16 protein-coding genes are annotated in these 20,692 nt (G+C 72.0%); 7 read left to right on the top strand and 9 right to left on the bottom strand.

The window, feature by feature from the left end; genetic code table 11:
* Positions 1-407: 407 nt before the first annotated feature.
* Genes OJ997_RS19440 through priA form a run of 3 tightly spaced genes read right to left on the bottom strand, consistent with a single transcriptional unit; the run spans position 408 to position 4,774 of the window.
* Entirely contained in the window at positions 408-2,039 is a 1,632-nt protein-coding gene (locus tag OJ997_RS19440; RefSeq protein WP_270026866.1) for a formyltransferase family protein, read from the bottom strand.
* Positions 2,036-2,617: a peptide deformylase gene (def, locus tag OJ997_RS19435; protein WP_270026865.1), complete on the bottom strand. Its 582-nt coding sequence runs from the start codon at positions 2,615-2,617 to the stop codon at positions 2,036-2,038. The genes OJ997_RS19440 and def overlap by 4 nt, the downstream gene beginning before the upstream one ends.
* Positions 2,618-2,626: 9 nt before the next feature.
* Positions 2,627-4,774, bottom strand: coding sequence for a replication restart helicase PriA (gene priA, locus OJ997_RS19430; protein WP_270026864.1), 2,148 nt, complete (start codon positions 4,772-4,774; stop codon positions 2,627-2,629).
* Between the two features lie 46 nt (positions 4,775-4,820).
* Here priA and OJ997_RS19425 point away from each other — a divergent pair, with 46 nt between their 5' ends.
* Genes OJ997_RS19425 through galK form a run of 6 tightly spaced genes read left to right on the top strand, consistent with a single transcriptional unit; the run spans position 4,821 to position 13,182 of the window.
* Positions 4,821-7,607: an AAA family ATPase gene (locus OJ997_RS19425; protein ID WP_270026863.1), complete on the top strand. Its 2,787-nt coding sequence runs from the start codon at positions 4,821-4,823 to the stop codon at positions 7,605-7,607.
* 10 nt (positions 7,608-7,617) lie between these two features.
* Positions 7,618-8,664 (top strand): class I SAM-dependent methyltransferase, encoded by a 1,047-nt coding sequence (locus OJ997_RS19420; protein ID WP_270026862.1) that lies wholly within the window; start codon positions 7,618-7,620, stop codon positions 8,662-8,664.
* A complete protein-coding gene (locus tag OJ997_RS19415) occupies positions 8,661-10,748 on the top strand; it encodes an alpha/beta hydrolase (RefSeq protein ID WP_270026861.1) in 2,088 nt (695 codons plus the stop codon). Before OJ997_RS19420 ends, OJ997_RS19415 begins: the two co-directional genes overlap by 4 nt.
* A gap of 25 nt (positions 10,749-10,773) precedes the next feature.
* Positions 10,774-11,382, top strand: coding sequence for a LysE family translocator (locus OJ997_RS19410; RefSeq protein ID WP_270026860.1), 609 nt, complete (start codon positions 10,774-10,776; stop codon positions 11,380-11,382).
* A 5-nt stretch (positions 11,383-11,387) separates the two neighbouring features.
* Entirely contained in the window at positions 11,388-12,191 is an 804-nt protein-coding gene (locus OJ997_RS19405; RefSeq protein ID WP_270026859.1) for a DNA-methyltransferase, read from the top strand.
* Positions 12,175-13,182 (top strand): galactokinase, encoded by a 1,008-nt coding sequence (gene galK, locus OJ997_RS19400; RefSeq protein WP_270026858.1) that lies wholly within the window; start codon positions 12,175-12,177, stop codon positions 13,180-13,182. The genes OJ997_RS19405 and galK overlap by 17 nt, the downstream gene beginning before the upstream one ends.
* Here the strand turns inward: galK and OJ997_RS19395 are convergent.
* From OJ997_RS19395 to OJ997_RS19370, 6 genes are all read right to left on the bottom strand, one after another.
* Positions 13,111-13,431 carry a hypothetical protein gene (locus OJ997_RS19395; protein ID WP_270026857.1) on the bottom strand — a complete coding sequence of 107 codons (321 nt, stop codon included), beginning with the start codon at positions 13,429-13,431 and terminating at the stop codon, positions 13,111-13,113. The genes galK and OJ997_RS19395 overlap by 72 nt on opposite strands.
* Before the next feature lie 10 nt (positions 13,432-13,441).
* Entirely contained in the window at positions 13,442-15,091 is a 1,650-nt protein-coding gene (locus tag OJ997_RS19390) for a sodium:solute symporter family protein (RefSeq protein WP_270026856.1), read from the bottom strand.
* A gap of 69 nt (positions 15,092-15,160) precedes the next feature.
* Positions 15,161-16,390 carry a methionine adenosyltransferase gene (gene metK, locus OJ997_RS19385; protein ID WP_270026855.1) on the bottom strand — a complete coding sequence of 410 codons (1,230 nt, stop codon included), beginning with the start codon at positions 16,388-16,390 and terminating at the stop codon, positions 15,161-15,163.
* 38 nt (positions 16,391-16,428) lie between these two features.
* Positions 16,429-17,790 (bottom strand): ribosome biogenesis GTPase Der, encoded by a 1,362-nt coding sequence (der, locus tag OJ997_RS19380; protein WP_270026854.1) that lies wholly within the window; start codon positions 17,788-17,790, stop codon positions 16,429-16,431.
* Complete coding sequence (gene cmk, locus OJ997_RS19375) at positions 17,787-18,413, bottom strand: (d)CMP kinase (RefSeq protein ID WP_270026853.1); 627 nt, start codon at positions 18,411-18,413, stop codon at positions 17,787-17,789. The genes der and cmk overlap by 4 nt, the downstream gene beginning before the upstream one ends.
* Positions 18,414-18,429: 16 nt before the next feature.
* The gene (locus OJ997_RS19370) at positions 18,430-19,068 is read right to left on the bottom strand and encodes a pyridoxamine 5'-phosphate oxidase family protein (RefSeq protein ID WP_270026852.1); all 639 of its coding nucleotides are present in this window, start codon (positions 19,066-19,068) and stop codon (positions 18,430-18,432) included.
* On the opposite strand from OJ997_RS19370, the gene OJ997_RS19365 reads away from it, so the two are divergent.
* A complete protein-coding gene (locus tag OJ997_RS19365; protein WP_270026851.1) occupies positions 19,015-20,430 on the top strand; it encodes an aminotransferase class I/II-fold pyridoxal phosphate-dependent enzyme in 1,416 nt (471 codons plus the stop codon). The genes OJ997_RS19370 and OJ997_RS19365 overlap by 54 nt on opposite strands.
* The last annotated feature ends 262 nt before the right edge of the window (positions 20,431-20,692 follow it).

The following is a 20,692-nucleotide window of genomic DNA, read 5'->3' as shown; positions in this document are numbered from 1 at the left end:
GTCGTCACGAGTTTCTTGACCCGACGCGGCCGGCGCGCTCTGGGCTGGTCAGGCCGGCTGGGGCCGGCGAGCCCCCGCGCGGGCCAGAACGCGCCCGCACTCGAGCGTCGAGTTTCTCGGCCCAGCGCCGAGAAACCCGACGCCCGCGCGGCCGACGCCACGCGAACCTCGAGAAAGCGACCGCATAGGTACAAAACTCGCGGTTCGCGTGGCACGACGACCCAACGAGCGCGCAGGCCCGCGCCCGGGCGCAACCCGGCGCAGCCGCTCACCCGCACAAGAGCGCGCCGGCCGCCACGTGTCAAGCGGCTCGCCGCGCAGCGCGAGGTGCTTGACACGCGGCCCGACGGTGTGCTCCCCGACGCGACCACGAGCCCGAGCGCGCCACCCGCGCTGAGCTCCACGCGCTAGTCGAGGTACTCGGCCGTCTCGTTCAGCAGATGGCGTCGCCAGACGCCATCGTCAGCGCCATCACGCTCGGCCAAGAGATCGCGCGCCGGCGCCTCGGCACGCGCGTCGCCCCGCAGGGCCAGGCCGTGGACGGCCTCCATCCGCGTGTCCTCGTCCGGATCGTCCAGCCGGGCGGCCAGAGCGTCGCGCAGCGCCGGGTTGTCGTCCTCGGCCAACGTCCCGAGCGCGAAGGTCGCCCAGTCGCGGACCTTGGCGTCCTCGTCGCCGGTGAGCTCGATCAGCGCCTGCTGGACGTCCGCGCCGCGGCGCCCGCCCAAGGCGAAGGCCACGGCTTCCCGGACGTAGGTGTCCTCGTGCGCGCGTTGGGCGAGCAGCCAGTCCTGGCCGGCGGGCGCTCCGAGGTGGCCGAAGGCGCAGATGATCGCCGACAGCACGTGCGGGTCCTGCTCGCGCTCGGCCATCGCGCGCAGCGCGGCTTCCTGCTCGGCCGGCAACGCGGGAGTCGTGGTGCCGAGCTGGCCGAGGACGTAGGCGGCGAGCTCGCGCAGCTCCGGGTCCGGCTCACCCGCCAGCGCGGTCATCGCCGCCAGCGTCTCTTCATCCCCGCGGGCAGCGAGAGCGCACACGTGCGGCTGCCACTCGTCTTCGGGGTCGCGCCATTCGACTTGAGCCGTCCGCAGCACCTCGTCGAGCGGCCGGTCGGGGAGCGCGGGGTCGAAGCGGAAGTTCGTGAGCTTGGCGTCGCGCTGGCCGCGGAGCCAATCCGCGGCGTCCATCTCGCGCCCGCCCGGCGGCCGCACCCGCGTGATCTCCAGCGCCCCGCCGTGGCAGTCCAGCAGGAGCCGCAGCCCGTCCGTGCGGACGAGGCCGCCGGCGGGAGCGCGGGTCGGGCCGTCCACGCGCGCGTCGATCACGCCGAGGAACGAGCCGTCCGGCAACTTCAGGCGCGAACCGATGTGCGGCCGCAGCGCGCGGATCGTGCGCTCGACCTGCTCGGGCGACTGCGTCGGGTCCAGCGCGCGCTCGCGCGGACCGATCTTGTTCGCGTAGGTAACGCCGGCCTCGTCCTGCTCGACCGGCGTCGGACGCTCGTCCAGCACCTGCACGAGCAGCCGCGCGCCCAGCTCCTCCAGGCGCGGCACCAGCGTCCCGTAGTCGTCGTCCGGCCCGATCGGCTCGCGGCCGAGCGCGTACACCGCGCCGGAGTCCCAGCCGGCGGTCACGTGCATGATCGCCACGCCGGTCTCCGCGTCCCCGGCCATGATCGAACGCTCGATCGGCGCCGCCCCGCGCCAGCGCGGCAGCAGCGACGGGTGCACGTTGATCATCTCGTAGTCGCTGAGCAGCGGCTCCTTGATGAGCACGCCGTACGCGCAGGTCGTCAGGACCTCGGGCGAGGCGTCGGCGATGGCGCGCAGCGTCTCGTCCGAATGCAGGTCCTCAGGCTGGATGAAGGGAATCCCCAACGAGGCCGCCAGCACCGCGACCGGCGGCGGCGAGAGCTTCTGGCCGCGCCCCTGCTTGGCGTCGGGCCGCGTGACGACGAGCTGCGGGCGGTGCGCGCTCTCGGCGAGCGCGCGCAGCACGACCGCCGCGAACTCCGAAGTGCCGAGGTAGACGTTTCTCAAGCGGCTGTGGCTTCGAGCTGTTCGCGGAGGGCGCGCATGGCCTGCTTGCGCTGGTCACGCGACGTGCGGTCCAGGATCAGCACGCCGTCCAGGTGGTCCATCTCGTGCTGGATCACGCGGGCCTCGAGCCCGGACGCTTCGACGAGGATCGGCTTGCCGTACTCGTCCAACGCCGTGACCCGCACGTGGATCGGCCGCTCGACGTCGACCCCGACGCCCGGCAGCGACAGGCAGCCCTCCTCGGAGGTCTCCTTGTCCTTGCTCGCCCACTCCAGCACGGGGTTCACGAGCGCGGCGATCGAGCCTTCGAGCTCCGTCCGGTAGACGAGCAGCCGGTGCATGACGCCGACCTGCGTCGCGGCGAGCCCGATCCCGTAGGAGTCGTGCATCAGGCGGCCCATGCGGCGGACCTCCTCGCGCAGCTTCTCGTCGAAGTGCGTGATCTCCAGCGCGCGCGAGCGCAGCACCGGATCGCCGTACTTGCGGACGTGCTTGAGCGCGGCCTCGCGACGCGCACGGGTCTCGGGGTCGAGCCCTTCCTGCGGCTCTACGACCTCGCCGTGCGCCTCATCAGCCATAAATCGATCTTAGACGGGGTCGACGTCCACGGAGAAGTTGACCTCCTTGAACGCCTTGTCCCTGGCCGCGGCGGCGACGGCCTCACCCGTGGCGTGAATGGCGGCGCCGCGCTCATGGGTCTTCAACACCAGCTGATAGCGGTCACGGTCCCGCAGCCGGAACAGCGGCGCCGGGCCGAGCAGGTCCGTGTTCGGCACCTTGATCTGCTCCGCGATGGCGACGACCGCGGCGCGCGCGGGCTCCGGCGCGGTGGCGGAGGTCACCACCCGGATCAGGTCCGCGAACGGCGGATAGTCGTGGGCCTTGCGGCGCGCGAGCTCCTCACGCAGGAACCCTTCGCTGTCGTGGTTGGCCGCCGCGAGGATCGAGGGGGCGTCGGGCGAGCGCGTCTGGACGAGCACGCGGCCGCCCTTCGGCCCGCGGCCCGCCCGGCCCGCGAGCTGGGCGATCAGCGCGAACGTACGCTCCTCCGCGCGGAAGTCCGGGAAGCGCAGCGTGGAGTCGGCGTCGAGCACGACGCCGAGCGTCACGTCCGGGAAGTCGTGGCCCTTGGCGACCATCTGCGTGCCCAGCAGGAGCCCGGCCGGGGCGGCGAGGAAGCGGGCGAGGAGCTCCGGCACGGCGTCCTTCGCGCCCGACGTGTCCGCGTCGAGGCGGAAGATCGGGACGTCGAGCAGCTGGCGCAGCTCGGCCTCGACGCGCTCGGTGCCGGCGCCGTGCCTCGCCACCGCGAGTGACCCGCACGCGTCGCAGCGCTTCGGCACCGCCTCCTTGTGGCCGCAGTGATGGCAGGCGATCTCGTGCTGCGCGCGGTGCAGGACGAGCGCGACGTCACACCGCGGGCACTCCCACGCCTTCCCGCAGCTCTTGCACGACAGGAAGTTCGACCAGCCGCGGCGATTCAGAAGCACGATCGACTTGCGCGAGGCGAGGATCGCGCGGTGCGTCTCGGGATGCAGCGCGTGGTGGGACTCGCGCATGTCGAGGATGCGGACGGGCGGCAGGCCGTCGGGGCGGCGCGCGGTGAGCGCCGGAGCCGAGCGCGAGCCGCCGACGATCACGCCCGGCGCGCCCGGCTCGTCCGCGAACACCAACGGCTTCCGCGGCGCGCCGGTCTCCACACGCGCGGGAAGCCGCAGGCTCTGCATCGTGTGCACGGTCTCCGGGCGCGGCGTGGCGGAGCCGGCGACGAGCCGCGCGCCCGACTGGTAGGCGCGGTACGCGGCGACGTGGCGCGCGTCGTAGCGCGGGTCGCCGTCCTGCTTGTAGGAGGCGTCGTGCTCCTCGTCGAGCACGATCAGGCCGAGGTTCTCGATCGGCGCGAACACGGCCGAGCGCGGGCCGACCGCGATCCGTGCCTCACCGGTGCGCAGCCGGCGCCACTCGTCGTAGCGCTCGCCCTCCGACAGCGCGGAGTGCAGCAGCGCGACCGTGTCCCCGAACCGCGCCTGGAAGCGCGCGACGGTCTGCGGCGTGAGCGCGATCTCCGGCACCAGCACGATCACGCCCTCCCCGCGCGCGAGCGCCGCCTCGGCCGCGCGCAGGTACACCTCGGTCTTGCCCGAGCCGGTCACGCCGTGCAGCAAATGCGAGCCGCCGGCGTCGATCGCGTCGAGCGCCTGCTGCTGGGCGGGTGTGAGGTCGTGCTGCGTGTCGGCGGTGACGTTCGTGCGCGGCGTCCGGCGCTCTGAGCGCTCGCTGATCGCGACCAGGCCGCGGGCTTCCAGCCGGCGCAGCGCCGGGAGGTCCTTGCCGGTCGGCCCGGGGAGCCGCTGCAGCAGCTCCTCCTGCTTGGCGGTGAGCTTGCCGGTCTCCCCCGTGGGCTCGGCCCACAGCGACGTCTTGGCCTTCCCGGGCGGCGGCGTGACGATGCTCAGCGCGCGGGCGGGCGTCGAGCAGTACTCCTCGGCCATCCACAGCGCGAGGTCCACCAGGTCGGCCGGGACGGTGTCCTCGCGCGCGGACGTGGGCGCGACGAGCTTCTCGGGCGGGACGTCGGTCGTGTCCGCGAGGCCGACCACCACGCCGTCGAGCTGCTGGTGACCGAACGGGATCCGCACGATCGACCCGGGCTGGAGCGTGAAGCCGTCGGCCGCGTAGTCGAACGGCCCGGACAGCCGGCGCGTGGTGGTGAGGGGCTCGACCCGGGCGATCATGGCTCAGCACTAGCCTGGCAGGGGCGGCGGACCGTAGGATCGCGTCATGGTGATCGGCCGCGCCGAGGAGCTGGCCCACGTTGACCAGCTCCTGGCCTCCGCGCGGCTGGGGACGAGCGAGGCGCTCGCGATCACCGGCGAGGCGGGCATCGGCAAGACCGCGCTGCTCGACTACGCCGTCTCCAAGGCCACCGGGATGACCGTCCTGCGCGCGGGCGGCGTCGAGACGGAGGCGGAGATCCCGTTCGCCGGCCTGCTGAGCCTGCTTCGCCCCGTGCTCGGGCGGATCGACGAGCTGCCGGCCCCGCAGGCGGCGGCATTGCGCGCGGCGCTGGGTCTCGCGGCGGGCGCGGGTGGCGACCGCTTCCTGGTCGGCGCGGCCACACTGACCCTGCTGACGGCCTGCGCCGAGGACGCCCCGCTCCTGGTCGTGATCGACGACGCGCAGTGGCTCGACGAGTCCTCGCTCGGCGCGATCCTGTTCGCGGCCCGCCGCCTGCTCGCCGACGCGCTCGCGCTGCTGGTCGCGAGCCGCGACGGCCGCGCGCTCGGCCTGCGCGAGCTGCCCCTCGGAGGGCTCGACCGCGCGGGCGCCGCCGCCCTGCTCGACCGCCACGCGGGCCGCCCGCTGCCCCCGGGCGCCGCCGACCGCGTCTTCGAAGCCACGCTCGGCAACCCGCTGGCCCTGGTCGAGCTCGCGGGCAGCGCGGCCGACCTACCGCTGGAGCCGGGCGTGCCGGTCCAGACGACCGTCGAGCAGGCCTTCGCCGCACGGATCGCCGCGCTGCCCGAGCCGACCCGCCGCCTGCTGGCCCTGGCCGCCGCGGAGGAGGCGGGAGACCTGGTCGTGCTCGCGCGCGCCGCGACGACGATGGCGGCCGGCGACGAGCGCCCGGCGGCGGCCGCGTTGCGGGCCGACAGCGAAGGCGCGGCCGCGGCCGGCGACGACCGCGGCGCAGCCGCGGCGAGCGCCCTGGACGCGTTGGGCGCCGCCGAGTCGGCCGGGCTCGTCATGCTCGCCCTCGATCGGCTCAGCTTCTGCCATCCCCTCGCGCGGGCAGCCGCGTATCGGGCCGCGCCCCCGAGTGAGCGGCGAGCCGCACACGCCGTGCTGGCCGAGGTCGAGCCCGACCCCGACCGGCGCGCGTGGCATCGGGCCGCGGCCGCGCTCGGTCCCGACGACGACGCCGCCGAGGCGCTCGAGCAGGCGGGGTTGCGAGCAAAAGACCGCGGCGCGTACACCGCCGCGGCCAGCTCACTCGAGCGGGCCGCGCGGCTCACCACGGACACGGCGACCCGCGCGCGCCGGCTGTTCCAGGCCGCGGAGGCCGCGTGGCTCGCCGGCCACGCCGACCGCGCCGACGAGCGACTGGCCGAAGCCCGCGCACTCTCGTACGACCCCGCGCTCAACGTCGAGATCGACCAGCTGCGCGGACACGCAGCGCTGAGCCGGGGTCGGGCACGCGAGGCGCACGACATCCTCGTCACCGCCGCCACCGGCGTGCACGCCGCCGAGATGCTCGCCGAGGCGACGGAGGCCGCCGCGATCGCCGCCGAGCCGCGGCTGATGCTCGCCGCCGCGCGCCGCGCCTGGACCGCGCTCACCCCGCACGCGACCGAGCGGGCGCGGATCCGGGCGATGATCGCGCTCGGGATGGCGCTGATTTACACGGGCGACGACACCGGCGCGCCGTGGCTGCGGGACGCGGCGGACCTGCTCGACGCGCACCCGGACTTCGCGACGGACCCGGAGCTGCTGGTCTCGGCGGCGGTCGGCGCGCTGTGGCTGCGCGAGGCCGAGCGCGGGCGGGAGCTCGTCGGCCGGGCGATCGACGCCGCGCGCGAGCAGGGCGCGGTCGGCGCGCTCCCGCCGCCGCTGTGGCTCGCCGGACGTGACGCAGCCACCTCGGACCGCCCGCACGTCGCGGTCGCCCTCTACGAGGAGGCGATCCGCCTCGCGCGGGAGACCGGGCAGGCGACGTCGCTGTGCGCGGGCCTCGCCGGGCTCGCCTGCGTGGAGGCGCGCCAGGGCCGGGAGGCGGAGTGCCGGGAGCATGCGGGCGAGGCGCTCGCGCTCACCGAGTCGCTCGGGCTCGCGTTCTTCCAGCTGTGGGCGCTGGACGCGATGGCCGACCTCGAGCTCGGCCGCGGCGACCTCGAAGCCGCGCTGACCCACCTCACGGCCAAGGAGCGGCTCCTGCAGGCGCGCGACATCGCCGACCCCGACGTCTCCCCCGCGCCGGATCTCGCGCAGACGCTGCTGTGGCTGGACCGCGCGGACGAGGCCGAGCCGCGCCTCCAGGCTTTCGCCCGCGCCGCGCGCGCCAAGGGCCAGCCGTGGTCGCTCGCCCGCCTCGCACGCGCCCGCGGCGACTATGCGACCGCGCTCGAGCATCACGCCCGCACCCCCGACCGCTTCGAGACCGCCCGCACGCTGCTCGCTCAGGGCGAAGCGCTTCGAAGAGCCCGCCGCCGCGCCGACGCCCGCGAGCCGCTCCGCGCCGCGATCGCCACCTTCGACGCGCTCGGCGCCGCCCCCTGGGCCGAACGCGCCCGCCGCGAGCTGCAGGCCAGCGGCGAGACCGCCCGCCGCCGCGACCCGCTCACGCTCGACGCCCTCACGCCGCGTGAGCTGCAGGTCGCGCTCGTGGTCGCCGAGGGCCACACGATCCGCGAGGCCGCCGGGAAGCTGTTCCTCTCCCCCAAAACCGTCGACCACCACCTGCAGTCGGTCTACCGCAAGCTCGCGATCGACTCGCGAGCCGCGCTCGCCACCGCCCTCCAGCAAGACCAGGAGACCCTCCCGATGCGAGCTCCGACCACCCCGACTTAGCGTCGCGGTCATGACGACACAGACGATCGACGAAGCCAAGGTCCAGGACTTCGTCTTCCAGGCCGTCGGCGAGCTCGGCGCGACGCTCAACGCCGCGCTGGTGGTGATCGGCGACCGGCTCGGCCTCTACAAGGCGATGGCGGGCGCGGGCGCCCTCACGCCGCGCGAGCTGGCCGACCGCACGGAGACCAACGAGCGGTACGTGCGCGAGTGGCTGAACGCCCAGGCCGCCGGTGGCTACGTGACCTACGCGGACGGCCGCTACACGCTGCCGGCCGAGCACGCGGTCGCGCTCGCGGACGAGAACAGCCCGGTGTTCCTGCAGGGCGCGTTCCAGCTCATGTGCGCGGCGGTGCGCGACGAGCCGAAGATCACCGAGGCGTTCAAGAGCGGCGCGGGCGTCGGCTGGCACCAGCACGACCACGACCTGTTCGAGGGCTGCGAGCGGTTCTTCCGCCCCGGCTACCAGCACAACCTCACGCAGAGCTGGCTCCCGGCGCTGACCGGCGTCGAGGAGAAGCTGCGCAAGGGCGCCCGGGTCGCCGACGTCGGCTGCGGCCACGGCGCCTCGACCATGATCATGGCCGACGCCTACCCCGAGTCGGGCTTCATCGGCTTCGACTACCACGGCGCGTCGATCCAGGCCGCGAACGACAAGGCCGACGGACGCGCGAGCTTCGCCGTGGCCACCGCGCAGGACTTCCCCGGCGTGGGCTACGACCTCGTGACCACGTTCGACTGCCTGCACGACATGGGCGACCCGGTCAGCGCCGCGAGCCACATCCGCAACGCGCTCGCCAAGGACGGCACTTGGCTGCTCGTGGAGCCGTTCGCGGGCGACACGGTCGAGGAGAACCTGAACCCGGTCGGCCGCGTCTACTACGCCGTCTCCACCCTCGTCTGCACGCCCGCGTCGCTCTCGCAGGAGGTCGGGCTCGCGCTCGGCGCCCAGGCGGGAGAGGCGCGCCTGCGGGACGTCGTGACCGCCGCCGGCTTCAACCACTTCCGCCGCGTGGCCGAGACGCCGTTCAACCTGGTGTTCGAGGTCCGCCGGTGACCCGTGCCCGCTACCCGGACCACGAGGGCTACGCGACCCGTGGTGGTGTCCGGCTCTTCTACGAGGTCCACGGGAGCGGGCCCGACTCGATCCTGCTGCTGCCGACGTGGTCGATCATCCACTCGCGCATGTGGAAGGCGCAGATCGCCTACCTCGCGCGGCACTTCCGGGTGATCACGTTCGACGGGCGCGGGAACGGCAAGTCGGACCGTCCTCCAGGCGTCGCCGCGTACACCGAGGCGGAGTTCGCCGCCGACGCGCTCGCCGTCCTCGACGCGACCGAGACCGGCGAGGCCTTCCTCGCCGGTCTGTCGTGCGGCGCGCTGTGGGCGACGCTGCTGGCCGCGGACCATCCGGAGCGCGTTCGCGGCGTCGTCTACATCGGGCCCGCGGTGCCGCTCGCGCCGGGGCACCCGGAGCGCGCGATCTGCTCGCGCTTCGAGGACGACCTGTCCGGCGCGACGGACCCGTGGGCGATGTACAACCGCCACTACTGGCGCGAGGACTACGAGGGCTTCCTGCGGTTCTTCTTCGCGCAGATGTTCAACGAGCCGCACTCGACCAAGCAGATCGAGGACTGCGTCGGGTGGGCGCTCGAGACCGACCCGGAGACGCTCGCGGACACCATGTCGGCGCTCAACCTGTGCCGGCTGGAGTCCTTCGAGCAGACGATCGCCCGCGTGCGCTGCCCGACGCTGACCATCCACGGCGACCAGGACCTGATCCGCCCGCACGCGCAGGGCGTCGCGCTCGCCGCCGTCACCGGGGGCGAGCTGGTGACGCTGCACGGCGCCGGCCACGGCCCGCAGGCGCGCGACCCGGTGAAGGTCAACCTGCTGATGCGCGACTTCATGGACGGGACGCCGCCACGCCGGCGGGCCTGGACGCGCGGGCGCTCGCGCCGCCGCCGCGCGCTGTTCGTCTCCTCGCCGATCGGGCTCGGGCACGCCCGCCGGGACGTCGCGATCGCGCAGGAGCTCCGGCGCCTGCATCCCGACCTGGAGATCGACTGGCTCGCGCAGGACCCGGTCACGCGCGTGCTGGAGGCCGAGGGCGAGCGCATCCACCCCGCCAGCGCGCACCTGGCCAACGAGTCCGCGCACATGGAGTCCGAGTCGGCCGAGCACGACCTGCACTGCTTCCAGGCGTTCCGGCGGATGGACGAGATCCTCGTCGCGAACTTCATGGTCTTCCACGACGTCGTCGAGGCCACCGACTACGACCTGTGGATCGGGGACGAGGCGTGGGAGGTCGACCACTTCCTGCACGAGAACCCCGAGCTCAAGCGCGCCGCGTACGTGTGGCTGACGGACTTCGTCGGCTGGATCCCCTTCGACGGCGAGGCGGGCCTGACGACCGACTACAACGCCGAGATGCTCGAGCACATCGACCGCTTCCCGCGCCTGCGCGACCGGTCGCTGTTCGTCGGCGACCCGGACGACGTCGTCCCGCACGGCTTCGGCGGCGACCTGCCGCAGATCCGCGACTGGACCGAGCGCCACTACGACTTCCCGGGCTACGTGACCGGGTTCGCGCCCGTCGAGGACCGTGAGAAGCTCCGCGCCGCGCTGGGCTACCGCCCGGACGAGCAGGTGTGCCTCGTGACCGTCGGCGGCTCGGGCGTCGGTGCCGCGCTGCTGCGGCGCGTGATCGCGGCCTATCCGCTGGCCCGTGAGCGGGTGCCGAACCTGCGGATGGTCGTCGTCGCGGGCCCGCGGATCGACCCGCGCTCGCTCCCGCAGCATCCGGGGCTGGAGGTCCGCGCCTACGTCCACGACCTCTACCAGCACCTGGCGGCCTGCGACCTCGCCGTCGTGCAGGGCGGCCTGACCACGGCGATGGAGCTGACCGCGAACCAGCGGCCGTTCCTCGCCTTCCCGCTCCGCCACCACTTCGAGCAGACCTTCCACGTCCGCCACCGGCTCGAGCGGTACGGCGCGGGGCGGTTCATGGACTTCGACCGCGACGGGCCGGAGCAGATCGCCGACGCGATCGCGCAGGAGATCGGGCGCGACGTCGCCTATCTGGAGGTGGAGAGCGGCGGCGCGGCCCGGGCCGCGGGGCTGATCGCGGAGCTTCTCTGACTGGAGGGGCCTGTACGCTCGGGACGTGCCGTCCACGTCCACGCTCGCCCTGTTCGCCCTGGCGGCGATCGCGTTGATCGCGATCCCTGGCCCGAACATGATCTACGTCGCGACGCGCTCGATGAGCGAAGGCCGCTCGGCCGGGTTCGCGTCGGCGCTCGGGCTGCTCACGGGCACGGGGATCAACGTGCTTGCGGCCGCCGCCGGGCTGTCCGCGCTGATCGCGTCGTCGGACGTCGCCTACGACGTGATCCGGTACGCCGGCGCCGCCTACCTCCTGTACCTGGGCGTGAAGGCGCTGCGCAGCCACGGGGGCGACGCCGAGGCCGCGGCGCCACGCGGCAGCGCGTACCGGCAGGCGATCGTCGTCCAGCTGCTCAACCCGAAGGTCACGCTGTTCTTCCTGGCCTTCCTGCCGCAGTTCGTGGACCCGCAGGCCGGCCCGGTGTGGACGCAGATCCTGGTCTTCGGCGCCGTGCTCGGCGCGCTCGGGTTCGTGATGGACTGCGGGTACGCGCTCGCGGCGTCCACCGCCGCGCGCCGGCTGCGGAGCTTCCGCCACGGAGACCGCGTGACCGGTGTCGTCTACATCGCGCTGGGTGCCGCCGCCGCGCTCACGGGCGGCCGGCGCTAGTCCACTTGATTCTCGAGGGCGACAACCTCTCACATCTGCGTGAGTTGCCCGACGGCGTCGCGCAGATGGTGTACGCGGATCCACCGTTCAACACGGGTAAGACGCAGCTGCGTCGCTCGTTCGCGACCACGCCCGCGGGTGAGGAAACGGGAGACCGGACCGGCTTCGGCGGGCGCCGCTATTCGTCGAAGCTGCTGGCCGAATCCTCTTTCAAGGATTCTTTTGACGACTACCTCGGGTTTCTCGGTCCGCGTCTGGAAGAGATGTGGCGAGTGCTGCACCCGACCGGCACCTTGTACCTGCACCTCGATTACCGCGAGGCTCATTACGTCAAGGTTTATCTTGACGAGCTGTTCGGGCGTGCCTCGTTCCTCAACGAGCTGATCTGGGCGTACGACTACGGCGCCAAGGCCAAGAACCGCTGGCCGCAGAAGCACGACACGATCCTGGTGTATGTGAAAGACCCGCGTGAGTACTTCTTCGACAGTGAGGGCGTCGACCGTGAGCCCTACATGGCGCCGGGCCTCGTCACCCCCGAGAAGGTGGCTAGAGGCAAGCTGCCGGTGTCGGTGATCTGGCACACCATCGTCTCCCCCACCGGGCGTGAGAAGACGGGTTATCCGACACAGAAACCGGAGGGGCTGCTGCGCCGGTTCGTGCAGGCGAGCTCGCGGCCGGGCGACCTGTGCCTGGACCCGTTCGCCGGCTCGGGCACGCTCGGCGTGGTCGCCAACAAGCTGGGTCGCCGCTACCTGCTGATCGACGAGAACGCCGAGGCCGTCCGGGTCATGCGTGAGCGCCTTGGCTGAGCGGATCGTCGCCTTCGGCCCGGGCCGCGTGAACCTGATCGGCGAGCACACCGACTACAACGACGGGCTGGCGATGCCCTTCGCCATCGAGCGCGGCGTGACGGTCACGGCGGAGCCCGCGCGCCGGTTCACCGTGGACGCCCTGGATCTGGAGGAGCGCGACGAGTTCGACGAGCCTGAGCGCGGCGAGGGCTGGCGCGCCTTCCCACGCGGGATGGTCGCCGAGCTGCGCGCCGCGGGTTTCGACGTCGCGCCCGCGCACCTGACGATCACCGGGGACGTGCCGCAGGGCTCGGGGCTCTCCAGCTCGGCCGCGCTCGAGGCCGCCCTCGCCCTCGCGCTGCTGGGCCGCGTGCCCGAGGACCTGAAGGCGCTCGCGCAGCTCTGCTCGCGCGTGGAGAACGATTGGGTGGGCGCGGAGACGGGGCTGCTGGACCAGCTCGCTTCTCTGTGCTCGCAGGAGCACCACGTCCTCCGGATCGACTTCCGCAGCCTCGACGTCGACCCGTACCCCCTGGACCTGGGCGACTGGCAGCTCGTCACCGTGGACTCGGGCGCGACGCACTCGATCGCCGCCTCCGGCTACAACCAGCGCCGCGCGGAGTGCCGCGCCGCGTGTGAGGCGCTGGGCATCAGCACGCTGCGCGACGCGCAGGTCGGCCACCTCGACGGCGTCCTGGAGCGCCGCGTCCGTCACGTCGTGAGCGAGAACGCCCGCGTGGAGGCCACCGCGAACGCCCTGGACGCGGGCGACCTGGAGCAGGTCGCCCGCCTCCTCGACGAGTCGCACGCCTCGCTGCGCGACGACTACGAGGCCTCCGTGCCCGAGGTCGAAGCCACCGTCGAGCGGTTGAAGGCCGCCGGAGCCGCCGGCGCCCGGATGGTCGGCGGCGGCTTCGGCGGTTCGGTGCTGGCGCTGCTACCCGGCGGAGTCGCCCGGCCGGCGGGTGCCTTCGTCGTCGCTCCCCACGCTGCCGCTCGCCTCCTCTGAGTCGGAGAGCTCCTGCCCGAGCGGGCGGGTGAACGCCCACAGCAGGAACAGCAGCCCGAAGATCAGCATGCCGATGCCGGCGTACAGGTTGATGTGCACCCCCGCGGCCTTCTCGATCTCCGCGTCTGAGTCAAACAGCCCGAGGCCGATCAACAGCACACCCCAGGCGGTGAACACACCACCGATGATGCGCCGCAGGTCGAACAGGTTGGCGGCGCGTTCGGCCCGGTTGTCGTCCGTGTCAGACATGTCGCACCTCCTACCAGAACACGATCGTCAGAGCGGTGGCACCGGCGAGCACGCCGAACCCGAGCAATTTCGGTGACTCCCACCAAGCCAGCTTGCGCTTGGGTGCCTCGTCCTCGTTGGCCATGCCGTACACCAGGCCCTGCAGCTCCTCGATCGGCTTGGGCTTGGTCATGTAGGTCACGATCACGGTGACGATGGCGTCGACGACGAACGCCGACCCGGCGCCCCACATCGACTCGTCGAGGTCGGAGCCGAAGCCGATCCAGCCCGCCTTGTAGCCGATGAACAGGCCCGCGGCGGTCGCGGTACCCGCGATGAGGCCCCAGAGGCCGGCCGCCGGCGTCATCCGCTTCCAGAACATGCCGATGATGAACGTCGCGAACAACGGCGCGTTGAAGATCGAGAACAGCGCCTGTAGGTAGTTCATCAGGTTGTCGTAGCTCGACGCGATCAGCGCGGTGCCGATCGAGATCACGATGCCGCCGATGGTGGCGACCCGGCCGAAGTTGATGTACCACTCGTCCGGCATGTTCGGTTTGAGGTACGGCTCCACGAGGTCGGTGGTGACCACGGTGTTGAACGCACTCACGTTCGCGGCCACGCCCGCCATGAACGACGCCATCAACCCTGTGAGGGCGATGCCCAGCATGCCGTTGGGCAAGTACTGGTTCATCAACAGTGGAATCGCGTTGTTGTACTCCATGTTCGGGTCGCCGGAGCCGAGGCCTTCGATCACCACCACGGCGATGATGCCCGGGAGGATCATCACGAACGGCAGGAACAGCTTCGGGATCGCACCGATCAGCGGCGTACGCTGCGCGGCGCTCAGGTCCTTCGCCGACAGCGCGCGCTGCACCTCGGCGAAGTTCGTCGTCCAGTAGCCGAACGCGAGCACGAAGCCGAGGCCGAACACGATGCCGATCCAGGTCGCCCCGATCGGGTTGGTCACGTCACCCGGGTTGGTGCCCTCGAGCGCGTGCAGACCGGCCTCGCCGAGATCGCCCGCGCGGACCTTCTCCTTCAGGCCGTCCCAGCCACCGACGGCGTGCATGCCGATCACCGTGATCGGGATCAGTGCCGCCAGGATCACGAAGAACTGCAGCACCTCGTTGTAGATGGCCGAGGACAGGCCGCCGAGCGTGATGTAGGCCGCGACGATGACCGCCGCGACGATGATGCCGACGATGATCGGCCAGCCGAGCAGGAGCTTCAGCACGAGCGCGAGCGCGAACAGGTTCACGCCGGCGATCAGGATCGTGGCGATCGCGAAGGTGATGCTGTTGAACACGTGCGACTGCTTGTTGAAGCGCAGCAGCAGGTACTCGGGGACCGAGCGGACCTTGGAGCCGTAATAGAACGGCATCATCACCAGGCCGAGGAACACCATTGCCGGGATCGCGCCGATCCAGTAGTAGTTGACCGTGGCGATGCCGTACTGGGCACCGTTGGCCGCCATGCCGAGGACCTCGGTCGCGCCGAGGTTGGCAGAGATGAACGCCAGGCCTGTGATCCAGGCCGGCAGAGAGCGCCCCGACAGGAAGTAGTCGAGGCTGCTCTTGATGTAGCGCTTGGCTGCGAACCCGACGCCGAGGACGACGACGAAGTAGCTCGCGACGATCAGGTAGTCGACGAAGTTGGTGTCGAGCCGGACGTCATTCACGAGAAAGGGACCCCCTCATGGGGGTCCCCTTACCCGTTTAAGCGCTGCTTAGCTGAACGAACCTGTGCTTCAGGCGACAGAGTCGGCCACGGCGAGGCCGGCGGCCTCACGCAGCGCGTCGGCCTTGTCCGTCTTCTCCCACGTGAAGTCGTCGTCCTCGCGGCCGAAGTGGCCGTAGGCAGCGGTCTTCTGGTAGATCGGACGGTGCAGCTGCAGGTACTCGCGGAAGGCGCCGGGACGCAGGTCGAAGAACTCGTCGACCAGGGCGGCGATGCGGCCGCGGCCGATCTTCTCCGTGCCGAACGTCTCCACCATCACCGAGACGGGGTGCGCGACGCCGATGGCGTACGCGACCTGGACCTCGACGCGGTCGGCGAGGCCGGCGGCGACCAGGTTCTTGGCGACGTAGCGCGTGGCGTACGCGGCCGAGCGGTCCACCTTCGACGGGTCCTTGCCCGAGAACGCGCCACCGCCGTGGCGGGCCATGCCGCCGTACGTGTCGACGATGATCTTGCGGCCCGTGAGGCCGGCGTCGCCGACAGGACCACCGATGACGAAGCGGCCGGTCGGGTTCACGAGGAAGTTCTTGCGCAGCTTGTCGGCGTCGTACTTGTCCGCCGGCAGGATCGGGAGCACGACGTGCTCCCAGAGGTCGGCCTCGATCTGCTCGCGCGACGCGGACTCCGCGTGCTGCGTCGAGATGAGGACCTTCTCGATCGAGACGGGCTTGCCGTCGACGTACTTGACCGAGACCTGGGTCTTGCCGTCGGGACGCAGGTAGTTCAGCGTGCCGTCCTTGCGGACCGCCGACAGGCGCTCGGCCAGCTTGTGCGCGAGCGAGATCGGGAGCGGCATCAGCTCGGGCGTCTCGTTGGACGCGTAGCCGAACATCATGCCCTGGTCGCCGGCGCCGGCGATATCAAGCTCGCCGCCGTCGCCCTCGCGACGCTCGAGCGCCTGGTCAACGCCCTGAGCGATGTCCGGCGACTGCTTGTCGATGGCGTTCAGAACCGCGCAGGAGTCGGCGGAGAAGCCGAGCTCGGCGTCCGTGTAGCCGATCTTGCGGATCGTCTCGCGGGCGATCTCCTGGATGTCGACGTACGTCGAGGTCGAGATCTCGCCGGAGACGACCACGAGGCCCGTGTTCACGAGCGTCTCGCAGGCCACGCGGCCCGTCGGATCGTCGCGGAGGACCGCATCGAGGACGCCGTCGGAGATCTGATCCGCGACCTTGTCGGGGTGGCCTTCGGTCACGCTCTCGGACGTGAACAGGTACTCGTTGTCGCTCTGTTGGCTCATTGAACCTGAAAGGCTAGCGGGTTTACGGTTATCTCCGGTTAGGCCGAACGCTCGGCCTTGGAGCGGTTCGCACGCTCCACGAAGTCGATGATCACGGGGACGCCGTCGAGTCCGTACCGCTCTCTCAGGCGATTCTCCACGAAGTAGGCGTAGTCGCGCGTCACGCGCTGGCGCGAGTTGATCTGGATCGCAAAACGCGGCGGCGCGGTCCCGATCTGCGTGATGTAGAGCATCTTCAGCCGGTGGCCCTGCTTGGCCGGCGGCTGGCGTGCGGCGATCACGTCGGCAAGGAAGCGGTTGAGCTCCGGCGTGGGGATGCGATGGTGCGCGCGGTCGGCGATCGCCATCACCTCGGTCAGCACGCGCTGGATGTTGCGGCCGGTCAGCGCGGAGGCGGTCAGCACGCGCGGCCGCAGCCGCAGCTTCTGGTTAACGCGCGCGCGCTCGGCCTCCAGCTCGGCGGCGCCGACGCCGCCGCCCGGGCCGAGCGGATCCTGGTCGCCGCCCGTGATGTCCCACTTGTTCAGGACGAGCGCCGTCGCGCAGCCGGACTTCATCGCCAGCTCGGCGATCCGCAGGTCCTGGGAGGTGATCCCGTCCTGCGCGTCGCAGACCACGAGCGCGACGTCCGCGCGCTCGGCGGCCCGCTGGGAGCGGAGCGTCGTGTAGTACTCGACCGACTCGGTGACCTTGGCCTGGCGGCGCATGCCGGCGGTGTCGACGATGACGACCTTGCGGCCGTCGACCTCGAGCTTCATGTCGATCGCGTCGCGGGTGGTGCCGGCGACGTCGGAGACGATCACGCGCTCGCGGCCGAGGAAGGCGTTGACGAGGCTGGACTTGCCGACGTTCGGACGGCCGATCAGCGCGAGCCGGACGACGTCCTCGTCGGCGTCGCCGATGTCGTCGTCCTCGGGCAGCAGCTCGACCAGCTTGTCGAGCAGGTCGCCCGTGCCGAGACCCTGGGCGGCGGAGACGGCGAGCGGCTCGCCGAGGCCGAGGCTGTAGAAGTCGTGCGCGAGCACGAGGTCGTTCGGGTTGTCGATCTTGTTCGCGGCGACGACGATCGGCAGGTTGCCCTTGCGCAGGATGTCGGCGATCTCCGCATCCCCCGGGCGCATGCCCGCGCGGGCGTCGACGACGAGCAGCGCGACCTGCGCGTCCGCGAGCGCCTCGCGCGCCTGGTCCTGGATGCTGACGGCGAGCGGATCCTCGTCGTGCAGGTCCACGCCGCCGGTGTCGATCAGCGTGAACGTCCGGCCGTTCCAGTCGGTCTGGAGCTCTTTGCGATCGCGCGTGATGCCCGGGCGCTCGTGGACGACGGCGTCACGCGACTGCGTGAGGCGGTTGACGAGGGACGACTTGCCCACGTTGGGGTAGCCGACGACGGCGACCTTCATGCCTGGATCTCCTTGGCTTCGATCGCCAGTGTCACGACTTGCTCGACGACCTCGTCGAGGGTGAGGCCGGTGGTGTCGACCGGCGTTGCGTCCTTCGGGGCTTCCAGCGTGGCGCGGTTCGCGGTGTTGTCGCGCGCGTCGCGGGCCTGCTGGTCCTTGAGGACGTCCTGCGGGTCCAGGCCGTGCTGGGCGGCGCGGCGGCGGGCCCGCTCGGCCGGGTCGGCGGTGAGGAAGACCTTCACGGCGGCGTCGGGCGCGACGACCGAGCCGATGTCCCGGCCCTCCGCCACCCAGTCGCCCGTGGCGACGATCCGCCGCTGCTCGGCGACGAGCGCCTCGCGGACCTGCGGGTCGGCGGCGACGTGCGACGCGGCCTCGGAGGCCTCCGGCGTGCGGATCGCGTCCGTGACGTCCTCACCGTCGAGGATCACACGGTCCCCTTCGAACTCGATGCTGATGGTGGCCGCGACGTGGCCGGCGTTGCCGCCGGCCTGCGCGTGTCGGAGGCCGACGCTGCGGTACATCGCCCCCGTATCCAGGTACGTGAAGCCCAGCCGCTGCGCAACCGCGCGCGCGACCGTGGACTTCCCCGCTCCCGCGGGCCCGTCGATGGCGATGACCATGACTTACAGAGGCTAGCTACCGGGTCGTCAGCGACCTTACGTGGTCGGGCAGATCGATCCCCTCGCGCAGCAGCGGATCGGGAATCGGCGCGCCGCGCTGGGTCGTGATCGGGATCACGCCCGCCCACGCGTCGAGGGCGTAGTCCTCGTCCTCCTCACCGGGCGGACCGGTGCGCACTTTGGCCGAGCCCTCGGTGATCGCGAGCTGGAGCACGTCGGTGGCCTTGAGCTCCTTCGCGGAGGGCCAGCGGACGTGCTCCCAGCGGCCCGGAACGAGCTTCTCCGTGAACACTTCGAGCGCGCGGGCCTTGTCGGGTGCCGGCTCGAGCGTGCCGTAGAGGATCGCCGACCGGTAGTTCATCGAGTGATGGAACGCGCTGCGGGCGAGCACGATCCCGTCCACGTGCGTGACCTCGATGCACGCCTCGGCGCCCGCGCGGAGCGCCCGGACCGTCCGGCTCGCGTTGCTGCCGTGGATGAGTAGGTGGTCTTCGTCGCGCGCGATCAGCGTGGGGATGACGGCGGGATGCCCGTCGGGCGTGACGAACGCGACGTGGCCGATCAGCGCCTCGTCGAGGATCGCGTCGAGCGTCGCTCGATCGTGAAGGCCGCGCTGCGGGGCGCGTCGAAGCTTGGTGCGTGGCGTCTTGAGCATCTGTTCTGGTACAGTCGTGTTGCTGTGTCGGAACAGTATGTCATCACCGGCGGGACGATGGAAGCGATCGCCGAGAGCGTCGAGGCGGCCGTGGCCGCGGGCGCGTTGGCCCCGGGCGATCGGCTGCCGTCGGTGCGCGCGCTCGCCTCGCAGCTCGAGGTCTCGCCGACGACGGTCTTCGGCGCCCTTGCCGAGCTCCGCCGCCGCGGTGTCGTCGTCTCGCGCCCGCGCTCAGGCACGCGCGTGGCGGACCGTCCGCCGCTGCGCGCCACCCGGGCCGTCGCCGCCGTGCCGGTCGACGCGCGCGACCTTGCGCTCGGGAACCCGGACCCGAAGCTGCTGCCCGAGATGACCGGCGCGGTGCTGGCGCTGGCCGCAACCGGCCTGGTCAACCCGGCCGCGGGCGCGACGTTCTCGCAGCGGCTCTACGGCGAGGAACCGGTCGAGCCGTCGTTGGCCGCGTTGGCGCGCGAGGCTTTTGTGGCGGACGGCGTGCCCGCCGAGCGGATCGTCGTCGTCAGCGGCGCGCTGGACGGCATCGAGCGCGTCCTGGCCGCGCAGCTGTCCCCCGGTGATGTGGTGGCGGTCGAGGACCCGGGCTGGCCCGGTGTGCTGGACCTGGCCCGAGCGCTCGGCCTGCGGCTCGCGCCGGTCGCCGTCGACGACTTCGGGATGAAGCCCGAAGCGCTCGCGGCCGCACTCCGCACCGGCGCGAAGGCCGCGATCGTCACACCACGCGGCCAGAACCCGTTCGGCGCGGCGCACGACAAGGCGCGCGCCGCCGAGCTGAGAGAACTGCTGCGGGACGTCTTCGTCGTGGAGGACGACCACCTCGGGCCCGTGGCGGGCGTGCAGTACCGCACGGTGGCCGGCCGAAGCGGGCGCTGGGCCGTGGTGCGGTCGGTGTCCAAGTGGCTCGGGCCAGACCTGCGCTGCGCGGTCATGGCGGGTGACCAACTGACGCTTGCGCGGGTGGAGGGACGGCTGGCGCTCGGCCCTGCGTGGGTCAGTGGGATCTTGCAGCGGCTCGTCGTCGCGCTGTGGGAGCGGGCGGATGCGCGGGGGGCGGCGGACGTGTATGCGGCGCGGCGGGGCGCGCTGGTTGGTGCTTTGGGCGCGCGGGGGTTGGCTGCGCACGGGCGGAGTGGGTTGAACGTGTGGGTGCCGGTGGTGGACGAGGATGCGGTGGTGCGGGCGTTGTTGGCCGCGCGGTACTCCGTGGCGGGTGGGGGCGCGTTTCGGCTCGGGGCTGGTCCGGCCGTGCGGGTGACGACGGCTGCTTTGGATGTTGCGGAGGCGGTTGGGGTTGCCGACGCGATCGCCGGGGCGGTGAACCCGCCGCGGCGTACGCGGGCCGCGTGAACAACGGCCATCGAGGGGGGAAGGGAGCTGGAGCGCCGCCCGCGCGCCTGGGCTCAGCGCCTCCCGGGCTCCGCGCGGCAAGGGCGAATCGCCGCGCCGGCATACCGTCAAGTTACGGGCACCGGAGAGGCCGAGGAGCGTTCGTGATCACTCTGGTCCGCAACACGTCCGGTCGACCACGCTCGCGCACGACCGCGCTCCGAACAAAGGGGGGTGCCGTCGCTAAGTATCGCTTGGCGAAAGGTTCCGACGGCACCCCCCT

It is taken from the genome of Solirubrobacter phytolaccae, assembly GCF_027587195.1.
Taxonomy (GTDB): Bacteria; Actinomycetota; Thermoleophilia; order Solirubrobacterales; family Solirubrobacteraceae; genus Solirubrobacter; species Solirubrobacter phytolaccae.
This window is presented reverse-complemented; position numbering and strand designations above follow the sequence as displayed.